20 protein-coding genes and 2 tRNA genes are annotated in these 22942 nt (G+C 50.6%); 14 read left to right on the forward strand and 8 right to left on the reverse strand.

What is annotated here, in order from left to right; translation table 11 throughout:
- Positions 1 to 2: 2 nt before the first annotated feature.
- The 8 genes from AC3WJN_RS18355 to dnaA all read right to left on the reverse strand — a co-directional run bounded on the left by AC3WJN_RS18355 (position 3) and on the right by dnaA (position 6761).
- Positions 3 to 75 (reverse strand) — tRNA-Ala (locus AC3WJN_RS18355).
- A gap of 55 nt (positions 76 to 130) precedes the next feature.
- Positions 131 to 207 (reverse strand) — tRNA-Ile (locus tag AC3WJN_RS18360).
- Between the two features lie 225 nt (positions 208 to 432).
- Entirely contained in the window at positions 433 to 2349 is a 1917-nt protein-coding gene (gene gyrB / locus AC3WJN_RS18365; protein ID WP_369750389.1) for a DNA topoisomerase (ATP-hydrolyzing) subunit B, read from the reverse strand.
- 8 nt (positions 2350 to 2357) lie between these two features.
- Entirely contained in the window at positions 2358 to 2645 is a 288-nt protein-coding gene (gene remB, locus AC3WJN_RS18370) for an extracellular matrix regulator RemB (RefSeq protein WP_005828313.1), read from the reverse strand.
- 9 nt (positions 2646 to 2654) lie between these two features.
- A complete protein-coding gene (gene recF, locus AC3WJN_RS18375; RefSeq protein WP_005828315.1) occupies positions 2655 to 3773 on the reverse strand; it encodes a DNA replication/repair protein RecF in 1119 nt (372 codons plus the stop codon).
- Positions 3774 to 3789: 16 nt separating this feature from the next.
- A complete protein-coding gene (yaaA, locus tag AC3WJN_RS18380; protein WP_005828317.1) occupies positions 3790 to 4005 on the reverse strand; it encodes a S4 domain-containing protein YaaA in 216 nt (71 codons plus the stop codon).
- Between the two features lie 48 nt (positions 4006 to 4053).
- Entirely contained in the window at positions 4054 to 5193 is a 1140-nt protein-coding gene (gene dnaN, locus AC3WJN_RS18385) for a DNA polymerase III subunit beta (RefSeq protein WP_005828319.1), read from the reverse strand.
- Between the two features lie 206 nt (positions 5194 to 5399).
- The gene (gene dnaA / locus AC3WJN_RS18390; protein WP_005828320.1) at positions 5400 to 6761 is read right to left on the reverse strand and encodes a chromosomal replication initiator protein DnaA; all 1362 of its coding nucleotides are present in this window, start codon (positions 6759 to 6761) and stop codon (positions 5400 to 5402) included.
- Between the two features lie 582 nt (positions 6762 to 7343).
- Here dnaA and rpmH point away from each other — a divergent pair.
- The 14 genes from rpmH to AC3WJN_RS18460 all read left to right on the forward strand — a co-directional run bounded on the left by rpmH (position 7344) and on the right by AC3WJN_RS18460 (position 22926).
- Positions 7344 to 7478, forward strand: coding sequence for a 50S ribosomal protein L34 (gene rpmH / locus AC3WJN_RS18395; protein ID WP_005828322.1), 135 nt, complete (start codon positions 7344 to 7346; stop codon positions 7476 to 7478).
- A 162-nt stretch (positions 7479 to 7640) separates the two neighbouring features.
- Entirely contained in the window at positions 7641 to 8609 is a 969-nt protein-coding gene (locus tag AC3WJN_RS18400; protein WP_492329310.1) for a nucleotidyltransferase domain-containing protein, read from the forward strand.
- 141 nt (positions 8610 to 8750) lie between these two features.
- A complete protein-coding gene (gene rnpA, locus AC3WJN_RS18405; RefSeq protein WP_005828326.1) occupies positions 8751 to 9119 on the forward strand; it encodes a ribonuclease P protein component in 369 nt (122 codons plus the stop codon).
- A gap of 4 nt (positions 9120 to 9123) precedes the next feature.
- Positions 9124 to 9348 (forward strand): membrane protein insertion efficiency factor YidD, encoded by a 225-nt coding sequence (yidD, locus tag AC3WJN_RS18410; protein ID WP_005828328.1) that lies wholly within the window; start codon positions 9124 to 9126, stop codon positions 9346 to 9348.
- A 37-nt stretch (positions 9349 to 9385) separates the two neighbouring features.
- Positions 9386 to 10144 (forward strand): membrane protein insertase YidC, encoded by a 759-nt coding sequence (yidC, locus tag AC3WJN_RS18415; protein ID WP_007779807.1) that lies wholly within the window; start codon positions 9386 to 9388, stop codon positions 10142 to 10144.
- Positions 10141 to 10770, forward strand: coding sequence for an RNA-binding cell elongation regulator Jag/EloR (gene jag / locus AC3WJN_RS18420; RefSeq protein WP_005828332.1), 630 nt, complete (start codon positions 10141 to 10143; stop codon positions 10768 to 10770). Before yidC ends, jag begins: the two co-directional genes overlap by 4 nt.
- 345 nt (positions 10771 to 11115) lie before the next feature.
- Positions 11116 to 12492: a tRNA uridine-5-carboxymethylaminomethyl(34) synthesis GTPase MnmE gene (gene mnmE / locus AC3WJN_RS18425; RefSeq protein ID WP_005828334.1), complete on the forward strand. Its 1377-nt coding sequence runs from the start codon at positions 11116 to 11118 to the stop codon at positions 12490 to 12492.
- 106 nt (positions 12493 to 12598) lie between these two features.
- Positions 12599 to 14497, forward strand: a complete 1899-nt coding sequence (gene mnmG, locus AC3WJN_RS18430) for a tRNA uridine-5-carboxymethylaminomethyl(34) synthesis enzyme MnmG (protein ID WP_005828336.1) — start codon at positions 12599 to 12601, stop codon at positions 14495 to 14497.
- Positions 14498 to 14510: 13 nt separating this feature from the next.
- Complete coding sequence (gene rsmG / locus AC3WJN_RS18435; RefSeq protein WP_007779804.1) at positions 14511 to 15227, forward strand: 16S rRNA (guanine(527)-N(7))-methyltransferase RsmG; 717 nt, start codon at positions 14511 to 14513, stop codon at positions 15225 to 15227.
- A gap of 839 nt (positions 15228 to 16066) precedes the next feature.
- Positions 16067 to 16627, forward strand: coding sequence for an MgtC/SapB family protein (locus tag AC3WJN_RS18440; RefSeq protein WP_005828340.1), 561 nt, complete (start codon positions 16067 to 16069; stop codon positions 16625 to 16627).
- A 907-nt stretch (positions 16628 to 17534) separates the two neighbouring features.
- Positions 17535 to 18380 (forward strand): nucleoid occlusion protein, encoded by an 846-nt coding sequence (gene noc, locus AC3WJN_RS18445; RefSeq protein ID WP_007779796.1) that lies wholly within the window; start codon positions 17535 to 17537, stop codon positions 18378 to 18380.
- A 1775-nt stretch (positions 18381 to 20155) separates the two neighbouring features.
- The gene (locus AC3WJN_RS18450; protein ID WP_007779793.1) at positions 20156 to 20914 is read left to right on the forward strand and encodes a ParA family protein; all 759 of its coding nucleotides are present in this window, start codon (positions 20156 to 20158) and stop codon (positions 20912 to 20914) included.
- Positions 20911 to 21756 (forward strand): ParB/RepB/Spo0J family partition protein, encoded by an 846-nt coding sequence (locus AC3WJN_RS18455; protein ID WP_005828344.1) that lies wholly within the window; start codon positions 20911 to 20913, stop codon positions 21754 to 21756. The genes AC3WJN_RS18450 and AC3WJN_RS18455 overlap by 4 nt, the downstream gene beginning before the upstream one ends.
- 15 nt (positions 21757 to 21771) lie before the next feature.
- Positions 21772 to 22926 carry an aminotransferase class V-fold PLP-dependent enzyme gene (locus AC3WJN_RS18460; protein ID WP_005828345.1) on the forward strand — a complete coding sequence of 385 codons (1155 nt, stop codon included), beginning with the start codon at positions 21772 to 21774 and terminating at the stop codon, positions 22924 to 22926.
- Positions 22927 to 22942: the final 16 nt, after the last annotated feature.

Raw genomic sequence — 22942 nt, forward strand, 5'->3', positions numbered from 1 at the left:
GGTGGAGCTGAACGGGATCGAACCGATGACCTCCTGCTTGCAAGGCAGGCGCTCTCCCAACTGAGCTACAGCCCCATTTTCCAAAAAATGGAGAAGCGATGTCGCATCCGGCGCTATCGCCTTGTATAAGTGGTGGGCCTAGGCTGACTCGAACAGCCGACCTCACGCTTATCAGGCGTGCGCTCTAACCAACTGAGCTATAGGCCCGTATCACTTCCTGGATCTTTAATCTAGCATACATTTTAATTCATTGCAATAGAATTTTTGATTTTTTTATCGTGCGGCAGTGAATTTTTTTGCAAGAAGGCAGACTCAGCTATCCAAAGCTCAGCAAAATAATAGCTTCGTTCAGCGCAAACCGCCTGTTGAAGCCATTTTCATACCGCCTGGATCGCTGAGCCTTCTTGCCATATACCGAATCTATTTCAAAGCTTAAATGTCCAAATCCCTTACAGATGCCGCGTGTTGCTCGATAAACTCCCTGCGCGGCTCTACTTCGTCGCCCATGAGCGTCTCAAACACCATGTCTGCTTCCATGGCGTCTTCCAGGTTCACTTGCAGGAGCGTGCGCATGGCAGGGTCCATTGTCGTCTCCCACAATTGGTCAGCATTCATCTCGCCCAACCCTTTGTAGCGCTGGACGCTTGGCTTCGGTGTAGCCTTGAGGGTCGCGAGTATTTCATCGCGCTGCTTGTCGTTATACGCGTAATGCAGCGTCTTGCCTTGCTTGATGCTGTAGAGCGGCGGCTGCGCGATATAAATGTACCCCGCTTCGATGAGCTGACGCATGTAACGGTAGAAGAACGTCAGCAGCAGCGTGCGAATATGCGAGCCGTCCACGTCCGCGTCCGTCATAATCACAACTTTGTGGTAGCGCGCTTTTGTAATGTCAAAATCTTCGCCTACCCCGGTGCCGAGCGCAGTAATAATCATGCGAATCTCGTTGTTGCCGAGAATTTTGTCCAAGCGCGCTTTCTCTACGTTCAGCACTTTTCCACGCAAAGGAAGAATGGCCTGGAAATGGCGATCGCGGCCGGACTTCGCAGAACCGCCCGCGGAGTCCCCCTCAACGATGAACAGTTCGGATTCCGAAGCGTCCTTCGAAGAGCAGTCCGCCAATTTACCCGGCAAAGCGCTGACTTCGAGCGCACTTTTACGGCGAGTCATTTCACGGGCTTTCCGCGCTGCTTCACGAGCACGGGAAGCCATCAGGGCTTTCTCCACCACTTTTTTCGCTACGCCCGGATTTTCCTCCATAAAGGTGCTGAAGCGATCGCCAAAGACAGATTCGGTAATGCTGCGCGCTTCCGAATTGCCGAGCTTGGTTTTCGTCTGCCCTTCAAACTGCGGCTCCTGAATCTTCACGGAAATGATCGCCGTAATCCCTTCGCGCACGTCATCGCCGGAGAGGTTCGGATCTTTTTCCTTCAGGAGATTGAATTTGCGGCTGTAGTCGTTAATGACACGGGTAAGAGCTGTCTTGAAGCCTGTTTCGTGCGTTCCGCCCTCATGCGTGTTGATGTTGTTGGCGAACGAGTAGATGTTGCTCACATAGCTGTCGTTGTACTGCAGAGCAACCTCAACGAAAAGGCCGTCTTTTTCGCCCTCGCAGTAAATGACCTCTTCGTGCAACGGTTCCCGGTTTTTATTCAAGTATTCCACGAACTGTACGATACCGCCCTCATAGTGGAACGATTCTTCTCGCTCCTGGTCCGGGCGCGTATCCTTCAGCGTAATGCGCAGCCCTTTGTTGAGGAAGGCGAGCTCGCGAATACGTTTTTGCAAAACGTCGTATTCAAAAACAGTCGTTTCCGTAAAAATCGTCGGATCTGGCTTGAAGGTGACTTTTGTTCCCGTCTCCTCTGTCTCGCCAATGACGGCAAGATCAGCATCAGGCGTTCCGACTGTAAAGCGCATATAGTGAATTTTGTTGTTTTGCTTTACTTCTACTTCCATCCATTCAGATAGCGCGTTCACTACCGAGCTACCTACCCCGTGCAGACCGCCGGAGACTTTGTATCCGCCACCGCCGAATTTTCCGCCGGCGTGCAGGACAGTCAAAACCGTCTCAACGGTTGATTTCCCGGTTTTTTCATGGATGCCGGTCGGGATTCCCCGGCCGTTATCAGTTACAGATACGGAGTTGTCCGGATGAATGACCACCAAGATGTTGTCGCAATAACCGGCAAGCGCTTCGTCGATAGCATTGTCGACAATCTCCCATACCAGGTGATGCAAACCGCGGCTGCTGGTCGAGCCGATATACATGCCGGGACGTTTCCGAACAGCTTCCAGACCTTCCAGAACCTGAATCTGACTCGCATCATAGTTTGTATCGTTCGTCGTCACTTGATCCACTACTCTGTCAACTCCTCCACTTCAGCTTGTACAAAGGGAAACTGATCCAAGCTGTCCACGAACTGAGCGCGTCGCTTTAGCGTCAGAGAAGAAATAGGTGAACAGTAAATGGCGTCCTGGGTGATTACATAAGATTTTGTTTCTTCCACGCTGTGATCGACAATCGTTTTCCGCTTTTCCTCCAGGAAAGCCTTGTTGACCTTCGAGGATTTCACGGTTTGATGGTCGAGGATGGAAATAACTTCCTTAGTGCTCACCACAGTATCTCCACCAATGTGAATAAACATCCCTGACCCCTACCTTTCTCCCGAGATTGTCCCTTCCTTCACGTAAAACCGAGAGGCTTGCTGGAGAACCTGATGCTTTAAGCCTTCCACACCTGTCGTGCTTACAAACGTCTGAACCCGATCCTGAATGGTTTCGAGCAGCAGGGTTTGCCGATGTTCATCCAACTCTGACAAGACATCATCCAACAAAAGAACGGGGTATTCCCCGACTTCTTCTTTAATCAGCTCAATTTCGGCCAATTTGATGGACAGGGCGCTCGTGCGCTGCTGCCCTTGCGAACCGTACGTCTGGACATCCATGTTGTTCACTTTGAGTGAAAAATCATCGCGGTGCGGTCCGATCAGCGTGCTTCCGCGCATAATTTCCCGGTCGCGAACCTCTTCATAGGCAGCCAGCATTTTTTCAACCGCTTGCTCTGCCGACATTTCATCCGTAACGGGCGATGAGTTCACGTAATGCAAAGAAAGCATTTCCCTGCCGTTGGTAATGCCGGTGTGGATCTCCTGCGCCCACACCTCCAGCTTGCGCAGAAACTCAAATCGCTTCCTCAACAATTTTACCGCTAAATCGGCCAGTTGGGTATTCCAAATTGCCAGCATTTCCAGCGAATGGCTTTTTTTCATCGCCAAGTCCTTCAGCAGTTGGTTCCGCTGAGCCAGCACCTTGTTGTAGTTGCTCAAATAATACAGATAGGTGGGCGAAACTTGGCCAATTTCCATGTCAATGAAGCGCCTACGCTGGGCAGGCGCTCCTTTTACAATGGACAGGTCCTCCGGCGCAAACATGACTACGTTCAAAGCTCCCACGTAGGCGCTCAGCTTTTGCTGCTCCATTCCGTTGATTTTGGCCCGCTTTCCCTTGGTTGTCAACTGCAGCTCCAAACGAACAGAACCGTAGCGACGAAGAACATCGCTACGGATCGTGGCGTAATCGGCATCCCACGCAATCAGCTCCTTGTCTCGGGGCGTGCGGTGGGATTTGGCCAGAGCCAGAACGTATATCGACTCGAGTGCATTGGTTTTCCCTTGGGCGTTGTTCCCGATGAACAACTGGATCGGTCCGTCAAAATCCAAGGACAAGGATTGGTAGTTGCGATAGTTGGTTAGCGACAGGTTCTTGAGAAACAAGAATCACGCTCTCCTCTCAGCGGCGTACCACTTGAAAGCGGCCATGGCCTTCAATCGCCACTTCATCGCCAGGATATAGCTTGCGGCCGCGCCGGTTGTCCAACTCGCCATTGATCTTGATCGGCACTTCTGCCAAAAACGCTTTAGCCATGCCGCCTGTGTCAATGACGTCAGCCAGCTTCAAAAATTGGCCGAGCGCAATGTATTCGGTGTTGATGGAAACCTCACGCATGGTTTGGCTCCTTTCTTTTACGAAAAAGAACTTTTTTACGAAAAAGACCTAGTAAGTACGGACTGGCAGGATCAAATGCAGCATCCAGTCGTGGTCTGTCGGACGAATCACGAACGGACTCATCGGGCCGGTAAAGCTGGCTTTGATCTCGGCGCTGTCGATCGCACGCAAGGCGTCAATCATGTACTTCGCGTTGAAGGAAATCTTCAGCTCTTCGCCATTCGTGGCTTTTGGCGTCAAAATGTCCGTAACTTTACCGATTTCCGGTGCGTTGGAAGTGATCTCCACGCTGCCGTCCGGCAATGTAACCAGCTTGACCACGTTCGATTTGCCTTCGCGGCTGAGCAAGGAAGCGCGCTCGATTGATTGCAAAAATTCCTTGGTGCTGACGGTAATCTCGGTTTTGCTGCCTTGCGGGATGATTCTGGTCGTGTCCGGGTAAGTTCCTTCCAGCAGACGGGAATAGAACAGAATGTGCTTGGACTTCACCAAAATCTGATTGTCGGCTACGACGATGTCAGCCGGGTTTTGGTCGTCATCGAGAATTTTCACCAGTTCGTTGCAGCTTTTTCCTGGCACGACTACGTTGTGGAAGGACAAGTCTTCCGGGCATTCTACCATCGCAGTACGGCTGGCCAGACGGTGACTGTCAGTAGCGACAAAGCGCAGCTTGCCTTGTTCCAGGGACCACATGAGTCCAGTCAAGATCGGACGCATTTCGGAAGTAGAGACGCCAAAAACGGTTTGCCGGATCATGGCTTTCAGCAAGTCACAGGGAACGCTGAAAACTTTGTCTTCTTCCAGATGCGGCAGTTGAGGATACTCGCTGGCATCCATTCCGTTAATGGTGAATTCGGCTTGTCCCGAACGGATTTGCGTAACGAGACGGTCGTCTACCTGAATGTGAATCTCGTTGCTTGGCAGCTTGCGCACGATTTCGCTGAAAATGCGCGCTGTCAAAACAATGCTCCCATGCTGATGGATCGTTACTCCCCATTCTCCCGCTTCTTCCAAAGGAATCTGCACCTCGATGGATACATCCGAATCGCTTGCAGTCAGAGTAAGTCCCTCATCATCCGTCTTTATCTTAATCCCAGTCAAAATCGGAATAGTGGTTCTGCTGGAAACCGCTTTGCTGACATGTGACACGGCGTTAGACAGCTTGTCTCGCTGAACGGTAATATGCATCAACGTGATCCTCCCTCTATCTGCGCCATTTTTTAAGTGGCTATGCATAATGGCTGCGTCTTTATCATATCTTATTAGGATAAATCTTTTTAAACAGAAGTAGTAATAGGGCCTGTGGATTTGTGGATATGTGGATTGATAACGTAAAAGATAGCCTATACACATGTGGGTAAGTTGTGTATAGGCTTTTTGCGTTATGCACAGGTTTAATGGTTTGCTTTTAACTTTTCAATGAGCGACTGAATCGTAGTCTGCATCTGCGGGTCGCTTGCCAGCGCCCGAGAGATTTTTTCGTGTGCGTGAATGACGGTCGTATGGTCGCGTCCGCCAAATTCGTCCCCGATTTTCGGCAAAGAGGCATCTGTCAGCTCGCGAGACAAATACATGGCAATTTGCCGCGGAAAAGCGACGGTTTTGGTTCGCTTTTTCGCCTTGAAGTCTTCCAGCTTGAGGCTAAAGGCTTCTCCGACTGCGCGCTGGATGTCCATGATCGTAATGACGCGAGGGCGAGAAGACGGAATGATGTCTTTCAGCGCTTCAGCGGCCAACTGCGTATCAATGTCGCGATTAATCAGCGAAGAGTAAGCCACGACGCGGATCAGGGCGCCTTCCAGCTCGCGGATGTTGCTGTCGATCTGGTTCGCGATGTACGCCATTACCTCATTCGGGATGTCGAGATTCTCAGCTTTTGCCTTTTTGCGCAAAATGGCAATCCGCGTTTCCAAATCTGGCGGCTGAATGTCGGTAATGAGTCCCCATTCAAAGCGGGAGCGCAGACGATCCTCCAGAGTCGGAATCTCCTTGGGAGGCCGGTCAGAGGAGATAATGATCTGCTTGCTTTCTTCGTGCAGGGCATTAAACGTATGGAAAAACTCTTCCTGCGTCGATTCCTTGCCTGCCAAAAACTGAATATCATCAATTAAAAGAACGTCTACACTCCGGTACTTATTGCGGAATTCGACGGCCTTGTTGTCGCGAATAGAGTTGATGAATTCATTGGTGAACTTCTCTGACGACAAATAGACCACTTTCGCCGATGGATTGTGTTGAATGACATAATGGCCAATTGCGTGCATCAAGTGGGTTTTGCCAAGTCCGACTCCTCCGTAAATGAAGAGAGGATTGTAAGCTTTAGCAGGAGCTTCAGCGACCGCAAGCGAAGCGGCGTGAGCGAATCGGTTCCCGGCACCGATGACGAAGGTGTCAAAGGTGTACTTGGGATTTAAAATGCTGGGTGGCTGGTCATCCGCTGCTGAGGGCGGAGCGCTCATTTTCACCCGCGGGGCTGGTTGTTCTTCGGCAAATGCGGCGTCCTGATTTTGCAGGGCGACGAATTTTACCTTCATATTGATACCTGTCACTTCATATAGTGTATCGGTAATCAGTTGAGCGTACCTGGTTTCAAGCCAATCCCTCGCAAAGTCGTTGGGCGCGACGACGATCAGTGCATCTTCTTCCAAGGTTGTTGCTCTCGTCGCTTTGAGCCAGGTATCAAAACTTGGTTTGCTTAGCGATTTTTCTATCTTGGCGAGAACTTTGCGCCATAGTTCGCTAATCGCTGCATCCAACCAGAATCCCTCCTTTTGGGCCGTCCGAAAAATAAAATCACCGATAAGAAACAAACGATAGCAATTGCAAAAAACCTCATATGTGTGACCCAATTGTCAACACGGTCGTTTACAGCGACTGTGGATAAAAAAAGTCGAAAAATAGGGATTCCGCTCGTAGAAGAGAAAAAAAGCAGACGGTTATCCGCATCCCTGTGAGTAACGACATACACATAGGAAGGAATCTGTCCACAAACTTATCCACACCCTGTGGAAAAACCGATTAGCCTATCGGAGTTATTCACGCTTCAAAACAAAAACATAATAACAGATATAAGGCATGGCATCAATGGTTTTTTCATACTTATCCACAAACACAACCACTGGTACCAGGCACATATTCACATATCTATATTTTGTGTACAAGCTGTAGATAAACTTGTCGAAATCTGCTTTTGTGGATAAGATGATATCCACAGATCCGGGAAATAGTTTTATGGGGATATTTGCCTTGGTAACGAAATTCCACTGTCGCTTGACTTTTTTACTATATGTCCTTATAATGCAAAAGAATGTCTGTGCGAGACGGAGGTGTAATACGAAATGAAACCATCTTTTAATCCTAACAATCGCAAGCGCAAAAAGGATCATGGATTCCGTAAGCGCATGAGCACAAAAAACGGCCGTAAAATTTTGGCTGCTCGTCGTCAAAAAGGTAGAAAAGTTCTTTCCGCGTAAGGCCACATTTCCAGTGGCCTTTTTGTTTGCGCAATGATGTCGGAAAATTCTTTTTAAGGTGTGAAGAGGAAGTCTAACCGCGATGTGGAACCTTTCTTGGGGGAGAATCATTACCTAGCTATGGAAAGGCTCTTGCAGCATAGCAAAGAGCGGGAGGAACCGATGAAGCCTTATAAGGATGAAACCGACTTTTTTATTGAGTTGGGCCGTGACTTTGTCGAGCAGCTATCGCTTTCGGGGATGGTATGCGCCTATGCGGGCGGTTCGGTCGGGAGGGGGGAGGCAGACGCCTTCAGCGATCTCGACCTGAATGTGTTCATGGAGGGAGCCTCTGAACATCGAAGTGAAAACCGCCAGTTTCGCGGGCAACTGATTCAGCTTCACGTGCATTCAGTGCCGACGATAGAGGACGTGCGTGCCAACCCGTGGGCGTGGCGGTATTTGCAGGAGGCCCGGCTGATTGCCGATCCCACGGCTCGTTTTGCGGGCTGGTTTGTGCAGATGCAAGATTACCTCGAATCGGAAGAGGCTCGGCAAAAGATGATTGGCCAGGTGAAGGCGGCGATTGCGGCGTATGAGCGGAGCGGAGATGAGGCGCTTGCAGAAGGACGCTTTTATTCAGTTGCCCTGCTTGAGTGGGCCGGCTGGTTGGAAGCTTTGCAACTGATCGCTTGCGTTTCGCATGGAAAGCTCAGCGATCGTGCGCTGTATCAGTTGCTGCGGGAGCTGGGCGAATGGACAGCGCTTGAGCAGTGTTTTGCGGAGACGTATCAGACAAAAGAGGCGCTCATGGATGGGCTGGCGGTGCTTGCGGCCTATCGTGCCCATCTGAAAACGCGCCGCGGTCAGAAGACGTTTTCGCTGGGAGCAGAGAATGACGTTCTATTGAAGCGAAAGATCGACAGGCTGCTGCGACAAGGCCAGTACGTAGAGGCGGGCTTTCTGCTGTTTTCCGAGGCCGTGTGGCTGTATTCCAGCACGGACGAGGGCAACTGGTGGGAGGAGCATTGGGGAGAGCTGCCGCCCGAGTTGGGCGAGGCGCTTTTGGAACTTGGTTTTTTCCAGATGGATGAGCTGGGAGTCTCTGAGCTGCGCAGGGCAAAGGCCGAGCTGATCGCAAAAATAGACTAATTTTCCCTGATTTTCCCTGGTGTTTTTTGATTTTCGCACAAAGTGCGCAGACTTTGGGGAAAAAAGTGGACGAAACAAGGATATACTGGTAGATGCTGTTTACGTTTTCTACTATAATTGTGATGTTAGGGGTTGTTTACCTTGCATCGTTCACACCGGCTCAAAAAAAATGAGCACTTTCAAGCAGTGTTTCAACGAGGAACTTCGGCTGCCAACAAGCAATTTGTCCTGTATTCAGCCAAACAAGAGGGACAGGCTGCTTTTCGCGCCGGAATTTCTGTCAGCAAAAAAATTGGTAACGCTGTTATCCGCAACAGAGTCAAACGGCTGATTCGCGAAGCGGTAGCGCGGCTGGAGTCAGACATTCCACTCGGCCTCGATCTTGTCATCATCGCCCGTCCGGGAGTGGAAGCCATGTCGCTTGAAGCCATTGAGCAATCTCTGTTGCACGTGATGAAGCGCGCCAAAGTAATCAAACGGGCACCCGTACATAATGGAAAAAGAGGGTGAAACGATGATTGCGAAAGTCATGGTTTGGTTGATCCGCGGATACCAGTTGTTTATTTCTCCGCTGAAACCTCCTACATGCAGATTCGCGCCCACCTGCTCGCACTACGCTATCGAATCGGTTCGCCGGTTTGGGGCGTGGCGTGGAGGCTGGCTGGCTCTTCGTCGCATCCTGAAATGTCATCCGTTCCACCCGGGCGGGTTTGATCCAGTTCCGGATCAACGCAAATAAGCATACCTCATTGAAGCGGGGAAAAGGAGGATCACCCTTGAGTAGACGTACCCTCAGCATGCTAATGCTGACTATGCTGGTTCTTGTGCTGTCAGGCTGTAACCCGGCGACTGCTGAGCCTATCGGCCCTGACGCAACCGGCTTCTGGGACAAGTATCTCGTATATCCCTTGTCCTGGTTGATTAAAGAAAGCGCTTTGGTGCTTGGAGACAACTACGGTTTCGGTATCCTGGTAGCGACAGTCATCATCCGTTTGATTGTGCTGCCATTGATGGTCAAGCAAATCAAGAGCTCCAAGAAAATGCAAGAGCTTCAACCGGAGATGCAAAAAATTCGTGAGAAGTATAAAAACGATCCGCAAAAAGCGCAACAGGAAACAATGGCTGTCTTCCAGAAAAACGGCGTCAATCCACTCGCGGGTTGCTTGCCGATGCTGGTGCAAATGCCTATCCTGATCGCCTTTTACCATGCCATCATCCGGACGGAGGAAATCAAGACGCAAACGTTCCTCTGGCTGACTTTGGGTGAAAAAGACCCGTACTACATCTTGCCGATCATCGCTGCGATTACGACGTACTTGCAGTCGAAAATGATGGGACAAGCGACACAGGGCAACCCGCAAATGCAAATGATGCTGGTCATGATGCCGCTGATGATTTTGGCCATCGCCGTCACATTGCCATCTGCGCTGTCTCTGTACTGGGTTTACGGCAACCTGTTTACCATCGTACAAACGTACTTCCTGTATCGTGATAAAGGCAATAAGCTTACTCCCAAGGAGGGAACCTCCAAGTGAAAAAGGTGGTAGCTACGGCAAAAACGATAGACGATGCTGTGCAAAAAGCTTTGCTGGAATTGGGTGTACCGCGTGAAAAGGCGAGTATTCGCGTTCTGGAGGAGCCGAGCAGGGGCCTTTTTGGACTGATTGGGGCCAAGGACGCCAAAGTGGAAGTGGAATTTCATTTTGACCCGGTTGCACAGGGACGTGACTTTCTTCAAGATGTTTTGTCTAACATGAAGGTGAACGCCAAAGTGGAGACTCGTACTAATGAAGAGGGCATCCTGTTTGATATCCAGGGCAGCAACCTGGGAATTATCATTGGCCGCAGAGGGCAAACTCTGGATTCCTTACAGTATCTCGTAAACGTCGTAGCGAACCGTCATGCGGACAAACATGTACGCATCACCTTGGATGCGGAAAATTACAGGATGCGCCGCAAGGAAACATTGGAGCAGCTCGCTGACCGTGTCGCGAAAAAGGCTCTGTCGACCAGGCGGGACGTGCGGCTGGAGCCGATGTCAGCCGCGGAGCGCAAAGTAATTCACGCCTTCCTGCAAAAAAGAGCGGATGTCGTCACCTTCAGCGAAGGAGACGAGCCAAACCGATATATCGTCATTGCACCGAAAGAAGCCTCTCGTTAGGCTTCTTTTTTTGGCTTCGCTCGAAATAGACGGAGAACGGTTCGCCAGTTGGAGCGGGCGCGAGAGCGAGGAAAATCGACAAATTGCGACGTGCGCGCTTGCAGCGTGGCCGCCAAAAACAGTTGTCCACTGTGGATAAGCGCGGGAAGGGTTGAGCTTTTCGCAAAAAGATCATACTGTGGATAACGAGAACGGACAGCAACCTTGGACGGCGGGGTTGCTTTTTCTGGTTGGGGAAGGAGAGCGTGCAAAATTTGCACTTTCATTTGGAATTTTTCAGGGCGATCTGTTAAGCTAGTAAGTTAGTGGCTGACTTGTCTGATTGGAAAGCTTGAGGTGAAGGTCATGAAATTCGATACAATAGCAGCGGTTGCGACACCGATGGGCGAAGGCGGCATCGCCGTCATTCGGGTAAGCGGTGCGGAAGCGATCGACGTTGTGGATAAGATATATAAAGGAAAACAGCGGTTGTCCACAGTGGATAGCCATACGATCCACTACGGTCACCTGTACGATCCAGAAACGGGTGAACGGGTGGAAGAGGTGCTTGTGTCTGTGATGAAGGCTCCGCGTACGTTCACGCGAGAGGATGTAGTGGAGGTAAACTGCCACGGAGGAATCGTGTCCGTTGAAAAGGTGTTGGAGCTGATTCTGGATAACGGCGCCAGACTGGCGGAGCCGGGCGAATTTACGAAGCGTGCGTTTTTAAACGGACGCGTCGATTTGTCTCAGGCTGAGGCCGTGATTGATTTGATCCGGGCGAAAACAGACAGAGCGATGAAGGTGGCTTTGAACCAGGTAGAGGGCAAGCTGTCGCGGCTCATTCGACAGTTGCGCCAAAATTTGATTGAAGCCATGGCGCATATAGAAGTAACGCTGGACTATCCCGAGCATGACGTCGAGGAGTTTACGCAAAACTTCCTGCGCGGAAAATGCCAGGAGGTAAAAGGCGAGATTCAGCGGCTTTTGCAGACAGCCAAGCAAGGGAAAATATTGCGCGAAGGCTTGTCTACGGCGATTATCGGGCGGCCGAATGTAGGAAAGTCCTCTCTTCTGAACAGTCTCGTTCAGGAGGAAAAAGCAATCGTCACCGATGTGGCCGGAACGACTCGTGACGTGATTGAAGAGTACGTCAACGTGCGCGGGGTTCCTCTGCGTCTCATTGATACGGCAGGGATTCGCGATACGGAAGATATCGTGGAGAAAATCGGGGTGGAAAAATCGCGTCAGCTTTTGCAAAAGGCTGATCTTGTTCTGCTCGTCGTCAATTACAATGAGCCGCTCACGGCTGACGACTATGCGATTTTTGAAGCGGCAAAAGGCTTTCAGGTCATCGTGATCGTAAACAAGTTCGACTTGCCGCAAAAAGTGGACCTGGAAGAGATCAAGCGTCATTTCCCGCAGCAGCCGCTTATCATGACCTCAGCGCGTGAGGAGAAGGGGATCGACTTGCTGGAGCAGGCGATCGGAGACATTTTCTTCAGTGGACGCGTGCAGCAGGATGATTTGACCTATGTGAGCAATGCCCGTCATATTCAACTGCTTCGCCAGGCTGAAAAAGCGATTGACGAGGCGCTGGCCGGAATTGATGATTTGATGCCTGTCGACATGATCCAGATCGACATCAAAAAGTCGTGGGAGCTGCTCGGCGAAGTGATTGGGGAGAGTGTCGGCGAAGATTTGATCGACCAGATTTTCTCTCAGTTTTGTCTGGGCAAGTAATCGAAGCGAAATGGACGCAGCATAGAAGTATTTGGAGGACACATCGTCCTGTTTAAAAGGAAGTCGTGTGCGAGAGAGTCACTCACGAGTAAGGGGGAAAACAAAAATGAACGTTGTACCTGCGTATGAAGCGGGCTCGTTTGACGTCATCGTAATCGGGGCAGGTCATGCCGGCTGTGAAGCGGCTTTGGCGGCGGCGCGCATGGGCTGCAGCACGTTGCTTTTGACGATCAACCTGGACGCTGTTGCGTACATGCCGTGCAACCCGTCGGTAGGTGGACCGGCAAAAGGCCACGTCGTGCGGGAGCTGGATGCCCTCGGCGGCGAAATGGGACGCAATACCGATAAAACGCACATTCAAATGCGCATGCTCAATACGGGAAAAGGTCCTGCTGTACATGCTTTGCGCGCGCAGGCGGACAAATTCGCCTATCAGCATGAAATGAAAAAAACGATTGAAAATACGCCAAATTTGATCCTCCGTCAAGCGATGGTAGAGGAGCTGCTCGTCGAGGACGGTGTCTGTGTAGGGGTTATCACCCAGACAGGGGCGCGGTACAAGGCAAAATCGGTTGTTTTGACGACCGGAACGTATTTGCGCGGAAAAATCATTCTCGGCGATTTGCAGTACGAGAGCGGCCCGAACAACATGCGTCCGTCGATTCGCCTGGCCCATCATCTGAAAGAACTCGGCTTTGAAATGACGCGCTTCAAGACAGGTACGCCTCCGCGCGTGCACAAAAACAGCGTCGATTTTTCCAAAATGGAGATTCAGCCTGGAGACTCGGTGCCACGCGCCTTTTCGTATGAAACAACGGAGTTTATCATGGACCAGTTGCCTTGCTGGCTGACATATACCAATGAGGAGACGCACGGGCTCATCAATTCGAACCTGCACCGTGCTCCGATGTACTCGGGCATGATCGAAGGGACCGGACCGCGTTACTGCCCGTCTATTGAGGACAAAGTCGTGCGCTTTAACGACAAACCGCGCCATCAAATCTTCCTGGAGCCGGAAGGGCGGAATACGGAAGAAATGTACGTGCAGGGCTTGTCTACAAGCTTGCCGGAAGACGTGCAATTGTCGATGCTGCGTTCGATGGCGGGGATGGAAGAAGTCAAAATGATGCGCCCAGGCTATGCGATCGAGTACGATTCGATTGTGCCGACGCAACTATGGCCGTCTTTGGAAACGAAAAAATTGCCTGGCCTGTTTACGGCCGGTCAAATCAACGGAACTTCGGGGTATGAAGAGGCAGCGGGCCAAGGGCTGATGGCGGGCATCAACGCAGCGCGCCGGGTTCAGGGCAAACCGCCAGTCATTTTGGGCCGGGAAGAGGCGTACATTGGCGTTTTGATCGACGACCTGGTGACAAAAGGGACACATGAGCCTTATCGTCTGCTTACTTCCCGCGCCGAGTATCGTCTGCTTTTGCGTCATGACAATGCCGACCTGCGTCTGACCGACATCGGCTACGAAATCGGCTTGATTAGCGAAGAACGCTACAAGCGTTTTACCGAAAAACGCCGCTTGATCGAGCAGGAAAAGGAGCGCGTGGAAAATACGCGCGTGCGTCCCGACATGGAGCATGTACAGGAAGTGTTGCGTGCAGCGGGCTCGCCAGAACTGACAGAGGTGATTGAGCTGGCGCAACTGCTGCGCCGCCCGGAGCTGACTTATAGCCATATCGAAGCGATGGTTCCCGCGCCGCAAGCGTTGCCGGAGGAAGTGAAAGAGCAGGTAGAAATCCAGATCAAATACGACGGCTACATTAAAAAGTCTTTGCAGCAGGTCGAACGGATGAAAAAGATGGAGGAACGCCGCATTCCGGCAGACATCGACTACCATCAGATTTCCGGCTTGTCCAAAGAGTCCCGGGAAAATATGTCCAAAATCCGCCCTTTGAACATCGGGCAAGCGGCGCGCATCGCAGGGGTAACTCCTGCAGACATTTCCGTTTTGATGGTGTATCTGGAGTATAAACGCGCAGGTGCAGCGGAGTAAGGAGATCAGCTAAATGACCAAAGAACAGTTTGCCGAGGCTCTCGCAGCGCAAGGCATTTCGTTAACGGATCGTCAGAAGGAGCAGTTTGACCAATTTTTCCGTCTGCTTGTGGAATGGAACGAGAAAATGAATCTGACGGGCATTACCGAAGAGGGGCAAGTGTACATCAAGCACTTTTACGATTCGATCACGCCTGCCTTTTACTTCCCTTTTGACCAGGTAAAGTCGGTCGTAGATATTGGCGGCGGTGCCGGCTTCCCGAGCATCCCGCTGAAAATTTGCTTCCCGCATCTGAAAATGACGATTATTGATTCGCTGAACAAGCGCATGAGCTTTTTGCAGCATGTGGCGAGCGAATTGGGGCTGGCAGACGTTCATCCCGTCCATGGACGGGCAGAGGATCGCGGACAAGAGGCCGGCTATCGCGAGCAGTTCGATCTCGTAGTTGCCCGCGCTGTGGCACGGCTGAACTTGCTGGCTGAATTTTGTCTGCCATTTGCCCAGCCGAAGGGCCATTTTATCGCTCTCAAAGGGGCAGATATTACGACTGAGTTGAACGAAGCGAAAAAGGCGATCAAAACGTTGGGCGGCAAAACGCGAAAGGTGGAGACGTTCCAACTGCTGGAGGACGCAGGGGAGCGCAACATCGTCATCATTGAAAAAATAGAGGCGACGCCGAAAAACTATCCGCGCAAGGCGGGGGTTCCGGCTAAGAAGCCGTTGGTATAGTAAGAGGATTGGAGAAGATCGCAGAGCGGGGCTGCGGTCTTTTTTTGTTTTGGGAAGTGGAGAGAGAGTTAGGGGAAGATGAGCGGGGATAAGGTGGTTTTTATTGTTTTAGGGGGCTAAGGGAGTTAAAGGGTTTTTGGTGGAGTTTTTTTGCTATCGGTCGTTATTGGTCGGGAGAGCGTAAGTCGGTATTGGTGGGATTGGAACGGAGGGGGTGGGCATGTGTTGTAAGTGGGGAGGTGTTTTTGAGCGAGGCGGGCGTGGTCTTGGGGAGTTAGAGTGGCTAGCGGCCTGGGGAACAGGCTGAAAAGCGGTCTGAAAAGCAGCCTGAAAACTTTTGGGGCTTTTTTGCTTTGGTCAAAGTTCTTTTTCTTATATGGCTATGGTGCGCGAGGAACGATTAGCGCGAGGTTAAAGGGGATATGTGTGTGTAGAGAGGAAAATTGGAGTGTAGGTGGTTGTGGGGTGGGCGAGCAGGCAGACAGGCAGGCAGGTGGACAGCCAGCCAGACACCAGCCAGACATTCGGACCCATAAGCTGTTTTGGCTTGGTTGGCGAAGTTTTCTTTTCTCACGGCAGAACGTTTGGAACGAAGCGACTTACTCTCGTGAGCAGAGGCGAGTTCGGGTGGAGGTAGTCGTGGCCTGCGCGAGCGGACAGTCGACCTCCAAAGCTTCTTCGGTCCTTTATGAGAAGTCCTTTTACCCGCGACCAACCAACATTCGAGTCCTTACACGCCAAAATGAATCTACCGCTTAGGCGCATGCAGCTCTCTCAGGGCGCATATACATACGAGTAACAGTGACGATAACGATTACCGTTCTGAGAGGATGATAGATATGGAAGAAGCGTGGACTTCCCTTTTTCCACCGGAGCTTCCGACTATTTTGTTGCGGCTGTTCCTTGCCTTTTTGGCGGGAGCCATCATGGGGTGGGAGCGGGAGCGTTTTATTAAGGACGTGAGCAGGCAACGAGGAGCTGGCTTTCGGACTTACAGCCTCGTTTGTTTCGGATCTTGTCTGTTTGGACTGGCCTCCATTTACGGCTTTCAATCCAGCGGGGTGAACAACGATCCCGGCAGGGTAGCTGCACAGGTGGTTACGGGCATGGGTTTTTTGGGGGCGGGGGCGATCATCAAATTCAACGGCTCAGTGAAAGGCTTGACGACTGCGGCCGGGATGTGGGTGGCGTCGGCGATCGGACTGATGTTTAGTGCGGGCATGTACATAACGGCGATTGTAGCTGCATTTTTTGCTTACCTGACTCTGGACTTCCATCGGTTGTTTCCCAAGCTCTTTTCTGTCACCAAGATTTCACATCCTACCGATGAGAGCATAGGTGGGGAAGAGCGGGGAAAACACAGTGGCAAAGCCAATTTCTATGACCACGATCACGATTGATGTTTCACGTGAAACGTTTTTCCCAAGCAGGAATTGGGCGAAGCTTGCAGAATTACTAATATAAAAGAAAACTAAGTCATTTACAGAGAAAATGGCAATAGGTCAAAGGGGATTTTTCAAAACGATCGGATAGGCAATACGAGTCTGGCAGGAAGTGCATCGTGTAGTGCTTGGGAACCTTGTTCGCGGGTGTTGACCGCAATTCTCCAATGAAAATGGGGGAATGCAAGGAAGGGGGCATTTCTGCGTTAAGTGGCTAACGATCTGAAAGGCGAGGGGGACGGAAACTAGCTCTGAAGAACTAGCCTCGTTTCACAGTGGACACCGGACAGCAGCATCCACTTAACGGTATAGGGAAGACTCGATCAGTCCCATGCAACTCTGAGCGGCTGCTGGCAGCATAGCGGAGGGTTTTTAGCGAAAAAATGCCTGAAGCGGGCGCTGATGCACTTCGTCATGCCTGACAAAATGGCAAGGCGCGCGGACTAGCGAATGTGTATATGTTTTAACAGTCAATTCCAGCCGATATTTACACCAGAAAGACAAATAGCTTTTTGCCGAGATTCTGCCATGTGAATGGACAGGACCTTTTTTTCACGTGGAGGGATGTTTTTCGTTTTCACCACGCAAAAATTTGTACAGGATTGCCTGTTTAAGCAAAACGGTTGATTACAGACAGCTTTTGGCGTCGCAGGATTACTTTTTGCAGGTGATGATGCAAAGGCAGCGCAGCTAGTCGCGTCGACTTGGCGGCGAGGCTTGGAATGACTGATGAAGAAGCCCGTGCCGCTTGGCATTCAGTTCTTCGGCAGATGCTTAGAGAGCTGGAGTCTCGAAAGCTTTACGCACAGAGCAGCAGTGGTTTTACATTAGCGCGATGGAACGGGTAGAAGTGGGGGATTTTTCTATGGCAGTGAAGGATTCATTTTCTCGGATTTTTGGATTGACAGACAAGACAGATAATGAAGAAATCAGGCAGCTTCCAGTCGAAGAGATTGTGCCAAATCCATATCAGCCTCGAACGGTTTTTGATGACGAGAAAATCGACGAGCTGTGTCAAACGATTCGCACTCATGGGCTGATTCAACCGATCGTTGTCCGGGTGAGAGACGGCCGCTACGAGTTGATTGCCGGAGAACGGCGTTTGCGCGCAACAAAAAAGTTAGGCATGGAGAAAATTCCTGCGATCATCAAAGATTTCAACGATGCACAAACAGCTTCGATTGCCTTGATTGAAAATCTTCAGCGCGAAGGACTGACGGCGATTGAAGAGGCTGTTGCCTATCAGAAGCTGATCGATTTGCACGATTTGACGCAGGAGAGTCTGGCGCAGCGTCTGGGAAAAGGGCAGTCGACCATCGCCAACAAGCTGCGACTTTTGCATTTGCCGCAGGAGGTGCAAGATGCGCTGTTGACTCGCCAGGTGACAGAGCGCCATGCGCGAGCATTGATTCCACTCAAGGACGCGGAACTGCAAGTAAAAGTGCTGGCAGAAATCCTGGAGCGAGAGTGGAATGTCAAGCAGACAGAGGTGCGCGTCAAGCAGCTTCTGGAAGCGGCGGAAAATCCAAAGGCGGAAAAAGAGTCAAAACCGCGCTGGAAAGCATTCTCCAGAGATGCCCGCATCGCGATCAATACAGTGCGCCAGTCGATTGACATGGTCATGCAGACGGGCTTGCCAGTAGAGACGAACGAGGAAGACCATGATGAATTTTATCAATTCACCATTCGGATTCCGAAAAATAACAAGTAGGAAGCAAGTGTACGAAGTATGGTAGGCGAAGGGCTTAGCTGCCTTCTCTTCTATGAGAAGGGCTGTTTTTGCAAGAAGGGCGTAGTCGATTTCGGGTAGTGGCTTTTGGGCGAGATGGGCTTCGTCATGAGTTGTGGGCATGGTGAATCGTGTCCTAGCGAAAGCCTACGAGTTGAACACGTATTGAGAATCGCGGCCTTGCAAAAAGTCTGCGATTTGAAGGCGGTTTTGATCGTTGCCTTGCGCAAAGCTTGTGAGTTGAAGTTGCGTTGTGAATGGTGGACTTGGGAAACAGCTTGCGAGTTGAATAGCGTCAAAAATCGTAGACTTGGGAAAAGCTCGCCAGTTGAAGTGATATTCCGAATCGTGCCCTTGCGCTAAGCCTGCGATTTAAGGGCGGAGCGTTGCAAAAGTTGTCGAGTTAAAAGGGCGGCGAGAATGAAGGCTGTGAGAAAAGATTGTGGGTTGAAGTGCCGTCGTGAATGGTGATCTTACGAATAGATTTCGAATAGAAGCGGCGCTGTGAACCGTGGCTTGCCAAATGGTTACGAGCTGAAATGGCGTGTGAATCATAGCATTGCCAAAAGCTGACGAGCTAAAATGGCGTGCGAATCATGGCATTGCCAAAAGCTTGCGAGAAATGGCGTTGTGAATCGTGTCCTCGCGAAAGCCTACGAGTTGAAATGCCGTTGTAAATCTGGCATTGCCAAAAGCCTACGAGCGATAGTACCGTTGAAAACGATGTCCTTACAAAAACCTAACGAGTTGAAGTGACGCTGCGGATCATGCTTTTGCAAAAGCTTACGAACTAAAGTGCCGTCGTGCCCGCCCGCGTGACCTCGCGAAATCCATGCGAGTTGAAATCAAATCGTGTCCCGTACCCTTTAGAAAGCCAACAGTCCGAAAAAACGCCAAGAATCGCAACATAAGAGCATGAACGGCAACACCTGCCCCACTATACCTCTGTCTCTATAATAATAGATAATAGAGAACAGAAAGCCACTCCCATAAAAAAAGAACATATCAAAACATAAAACGAAAAAACGGCAAGGGCGTGGCGACAGGGTCGCCTTTCTTTTTGGGCAAATCCGAATGAGAAAAGTAATAGATCGGAGCAGCGAGCACTTACGACTGTGCCCGACTACCTGCACGACCGATTCTTTTTGGGAGTTTGCATGCGCGGCCTTGACCGTTTTTTCCAAGCTTTGCTTGCGTAAGAAGCATCTTTTTCTGGCAAAAAGGGGACAATCGGAACTGTTCGGACAAAATTAAGGACAAATTGTCTCAATATCAAAAAAACAGCGTACGGGCAAGCAATAAATCTGGTAACATGGGTAGTACCAAGCTTTTTTTACGTTTTGGGGTAGTCGTTGTTTCGCGATGAGGTTTCGTTTTGTGTATAACAGACAAGCTAGCGCAGCTTTTTGCTTCAGAAGGGGAAGTTTGGAACGGATGGAAGCCTGAAAAAGCTGTCCGAAAGCTTCTTCCTGGTTGGAAACAACAACCGCCATCCCGCAAAAAGCTTTTCCATAACGCTACCTGATACACACATTTCAGAGGCAACGTCACAGGCCCCACATTGAAAAGTTCTTAGATAGTTAAAGAATCTGCCCGGGTCCAGCCGGATCAGGCAGAGCATAGGCAGTTGAAGATAACCGATCACGAGTCTTTTGGCACAAACCAGATATTCTTGAAGGCGTTCCGGAAAGCTGGCGATTGTATCTTGCTAGGCAAAATCACAAGCTTTCCTACACGAGAAAAATGAGGTGGAGAAGTTGGGTAAAATCATTGCGGTTGCGAACCAGAAAGGCGGCGTCGGGAAAACGACTACGTCCGTCAATCTAAGTGCTTGTCTGGCCGCATTGGGGAAAAAGGTGCTGCTGGTGGATATTGATCCACAAGGGAACGCAACCAGTGGTATCGGAGTAAACAAAGCCGATGTCCGCTATTGTATTTATGATGTTCTCATTAACGACATCAGCCCCGTAGATGCGACTCTGCCTACCGAGATTGAAGGATTGATGATTATTCCGGCGACGATTCAATTGGCGGGAGCAGAAATTGAATTGGTTCCAACGATATCCCGGGAGGTTCGTCTGAAAAAAGCCTTGGAGGTTGTGAAGGACAAATACGACTTTGTCATTATCGATTGCCCGCCTTCCTTGGGAATTTTGACAGTCAACTCCCTGACTGCTGCTGACTCGGTCTTGATCCCGATTCAATGTGAATACTACGCATTGGAAGGGTTGAGCCAACTGTTGAACACAATTCGCCTGGTACAAAAGCATCTCAATTCGCAATTGGCGATTGAAGGCGTCGTGCTGACCATGCTGGATGCACGCACGAATTTGGGGCTGCAAGTGATTGAGGAAGTGAAAAAGTACTTCCAGGAGAAAGTGTACAAAACGATTATTCCGCGAAATGTTCGTTTGAGCGAAGCGCCATCACATGGACAAGCCATTATAACGTACGATCCACGCTCGCGTGGTGCAGAAGTTTATTCTGACTTGGCGAAGGAAGTGGTAGGGGTATGAGTAGAGGTTTGGGAAAAGGGCTGAATGCACTTATTACGTCCAATCTCATTGAAGAAGGGGAGCAAGTAAAAGAGGTTTCCGTCAGTGAGATTCGTCCCAACCCGTATCAGCCCCGTAAAGAATTCGAACAATCGGCTATTGATGAATTGGCAAACTCGATACGGGAACATGGCATTATCCAGCCGCTGATTGTCCGGAAAAGCATCAAGGGTTACGAGCTGGTAGCGGGAGAAAGACGCTTGCGTGCAGCGAAGCTCGCGGGCTTGAAGCAGGTTCCGGTAGTCGTCAAAGCCTACACCGATCAGCAGTTGATGGAAATTGCGCTGATTGAAAATCTGCAGCGGGAAAACCTCAATCCGTTGGAAGAAGCGGAAGCATATGAAAAGCTGATCGCGCACCACGATTATACCCAAGAGCAGCTTGCTCAGCGAATCGGAAAAAGCAGACCGCATGTAGCGAACATGCTGCGGCTGTTGCAACTTCCGGAAAGCATTCGAAAAATGGTTTCAGCAGCAGAGTTGTCCATGGGCCACGCTCGGGCGCTTTTGGGTGTCTCAGATGAGAAAGTGCAAAAGCAGCTTGCGAAGGATGTAGTGGAAAAAGGGCTGAACGTGCGACAACTGGAAGAGTTGGTCAAACAGTTGAGTGTTTCACGTGAAACAAAGAAGAAAAAGCCGGCAAAAAGCGAGCCAATTTTGGTTGAGCTGGAAGAACGGCTGCGCAGTCGCTTTGGAACCGCCGTGAAAATTAAAAAAGGCGCGAAACGCGGCAAGATCGAAATTGACTTTTATTCGCAGGAAGATTTGCAGCGGATCATTGAGATACTGAATGATGAGAAGTAAGTCCAGGAGGTAGTCATGGCGATCATCTATTTGGATAACGCAGCTTCAACTTGGCCGAAGCCACCCGGCGTGAAAGAGCGGATGGCTGAAGTCATCGAAGATTTTGCCGCCAACCCTGGCCGGGGTGGACATACCTTGGCGATGAAAGCGAGCAAGACCGTGTTTCGGACACGAGTGCAGTTGTCGCGGTTGTTTGGGATTCAAAACCCGAATAACCTCTTTTTTTATCTAAATGCGACACAAGCACTCAACCAGGCGATCAAAGGGTTTCTAAAGCCGGGCGATCATGTGATTTCTTCGTCAGTGGAGCATAATTCAGTGAGACGTCCTATTGAATATATGCGCCGCGTCCATCAGGTAGAAGCTACTTTTGTCGAGCCTAGAGGCGATCATCTTTTTCATGTTGACGATTTTGCCAAGGCGATCCAGCCAAACACGCGTCTGCTGGTCGTAAGCCACGCTTCCAACCTGACAGGTGTTATTTTGCCGATTGCAGAGTTGGGCAAACTGGCCAAAGAGAAGGGTATCACGTTTCTGGTAGACGCCTCGCAGTCGGCGGGAGTGCTGCCTATTCACGTCGAAGAAATGAATATTGGCATGCTGGCGTTTCCCGGGCACAAAGGGCTGTATGGTCCACAAGGGACAGGCGGATTGTATGTGCACAGCGACATTGATCTGGAGCCGTTGCTGCATGGGGGAACTGGCAGTCAATCAGAAGCGATTGAGCAACCGACTACGCGTCCGGACCGCTACGAGAGCGGGACGTTGAATACAGTCGGTTTGGCAGGATTACTGGCCGGGGTCGAATTTGTCCTGGAAAAAGGCGTGGAAAACATTCGCCAGCATGAATGGGAGCTTGCCAAGCAAACGATCACAGGTCTGCAGCAAATTCCTGGAGTAGAGGTGTACGGTCCGGGAATTGAAACAGAGCGGGTCGCAGTAATCGCGTTCAACATCGGGCAGGTGGATGCATCGGAGGTATCCTTTATTCTCGATCAACAATACGGAATCGCAACGAGATCGGGCTATCATTGCACGCCGCTGGGGCACCATACGGCAGGGACCGAGCAGCGGGGAGCGGTGCGGGCCAGTTTTGGGATGTTCAATACAGAGAAAGACGTAGAAGCTCTTATGAACGCTGTTAGAGAGATAGCATCGGCGTTTTCGTAAGGTAGCGGTAGGAGGA

The organism is Brevibacillus sp. FW306-2-1A-C05A (assembly GCF_058781555.1).

Bases quoted from the DNA above. Each gene is read 5' to 3' on its own strand.
- dnaN (WP_005828319.1), bottom strand. From the start codon at position 5,193: ATGCATATTACCGTTCAGCGAGACAAGCTGTCTAACGCCGTGTCACAT.
- yidD (WP_005828328.1), top strand. From the start codon at position 9,124: ATGATTGCGAAAGTCATGGTTTGGTTGATCCGCGGATACCAGTTGTTT.
- AC3WJN_RS18440 (WP_005828340.1), top strand. From the start codon at position 16,067: ATGGAAGAAGCGTGGACTTCCCTTTTTCCACCGGAGCTTCCGACTATT.
- mnmG (WP_005828336.1), top strand. From the start codon at position 12,599: ATGAACGTTGTACCTGCGTATGAAGCGGGCTCGTTTGACGTCATCGTA.
- rpmH (WP_005828322.1), top strand. From the start codon at position 7,344: ATGAAACCATCTTTTAATCCTAACAATCGCAAGCGCAAAAAGGATCAT.
- noc (WP_007779796.1), top strand. From the start codon at position 17,535: ATGGCAGTGAAGGATTCATTTTCTCGGATTTTTGGATTGACAGACAAG.
- yaaA (WP_005828317.1), bottom strand. From the start codon at position 4,005: ATGCGTGAGGTTTCCATCAACACCGAATACATTGCGCTCGGCCAATTT.
- AC3WJN_RS18400 (WP_492329310.1), top strand. From the start codon at position 7,641: ATGAAGCCTTATAAGGATGAAACCGACTTTTTTATTGAGTTGGGCCGT.
- mnmE (WP_005828334.1), top strand. From the start codon at position 11,116: ATGAAATTCGATACAATAGCAGCGGTTGCGACACCGATGGGCGAAGGC.
- AC3WJN_RS18455 (WP_005828344.1), top strand. From the start codon at position 20,911: ATGAGTAGAGGTTTGGGAAAAGGGCTGAATGCACTTATTACGTCCAAT.
- rsmG (WP_007779804.1), top strand. From the start codon at position 14,511: ATGACCAAAGAACAGTTTGCCGAGGCTCTCGCAGCGCAAGGCATTTCG.
- remB (WP_005828313.1), bottom strand. From the start codon at position 2,645: ATGTTTATTCACATTGGTGGAGATACTGTGGTGAGCACTAAGGAAGTT.
- AC3WJN_RS18460 (WP_005828345.1), top strand. From the start codon at position 21,772: ATGGCGATCATCTATTTGGATAACGCAGCTTCAACTTGGCCGAAGCCA.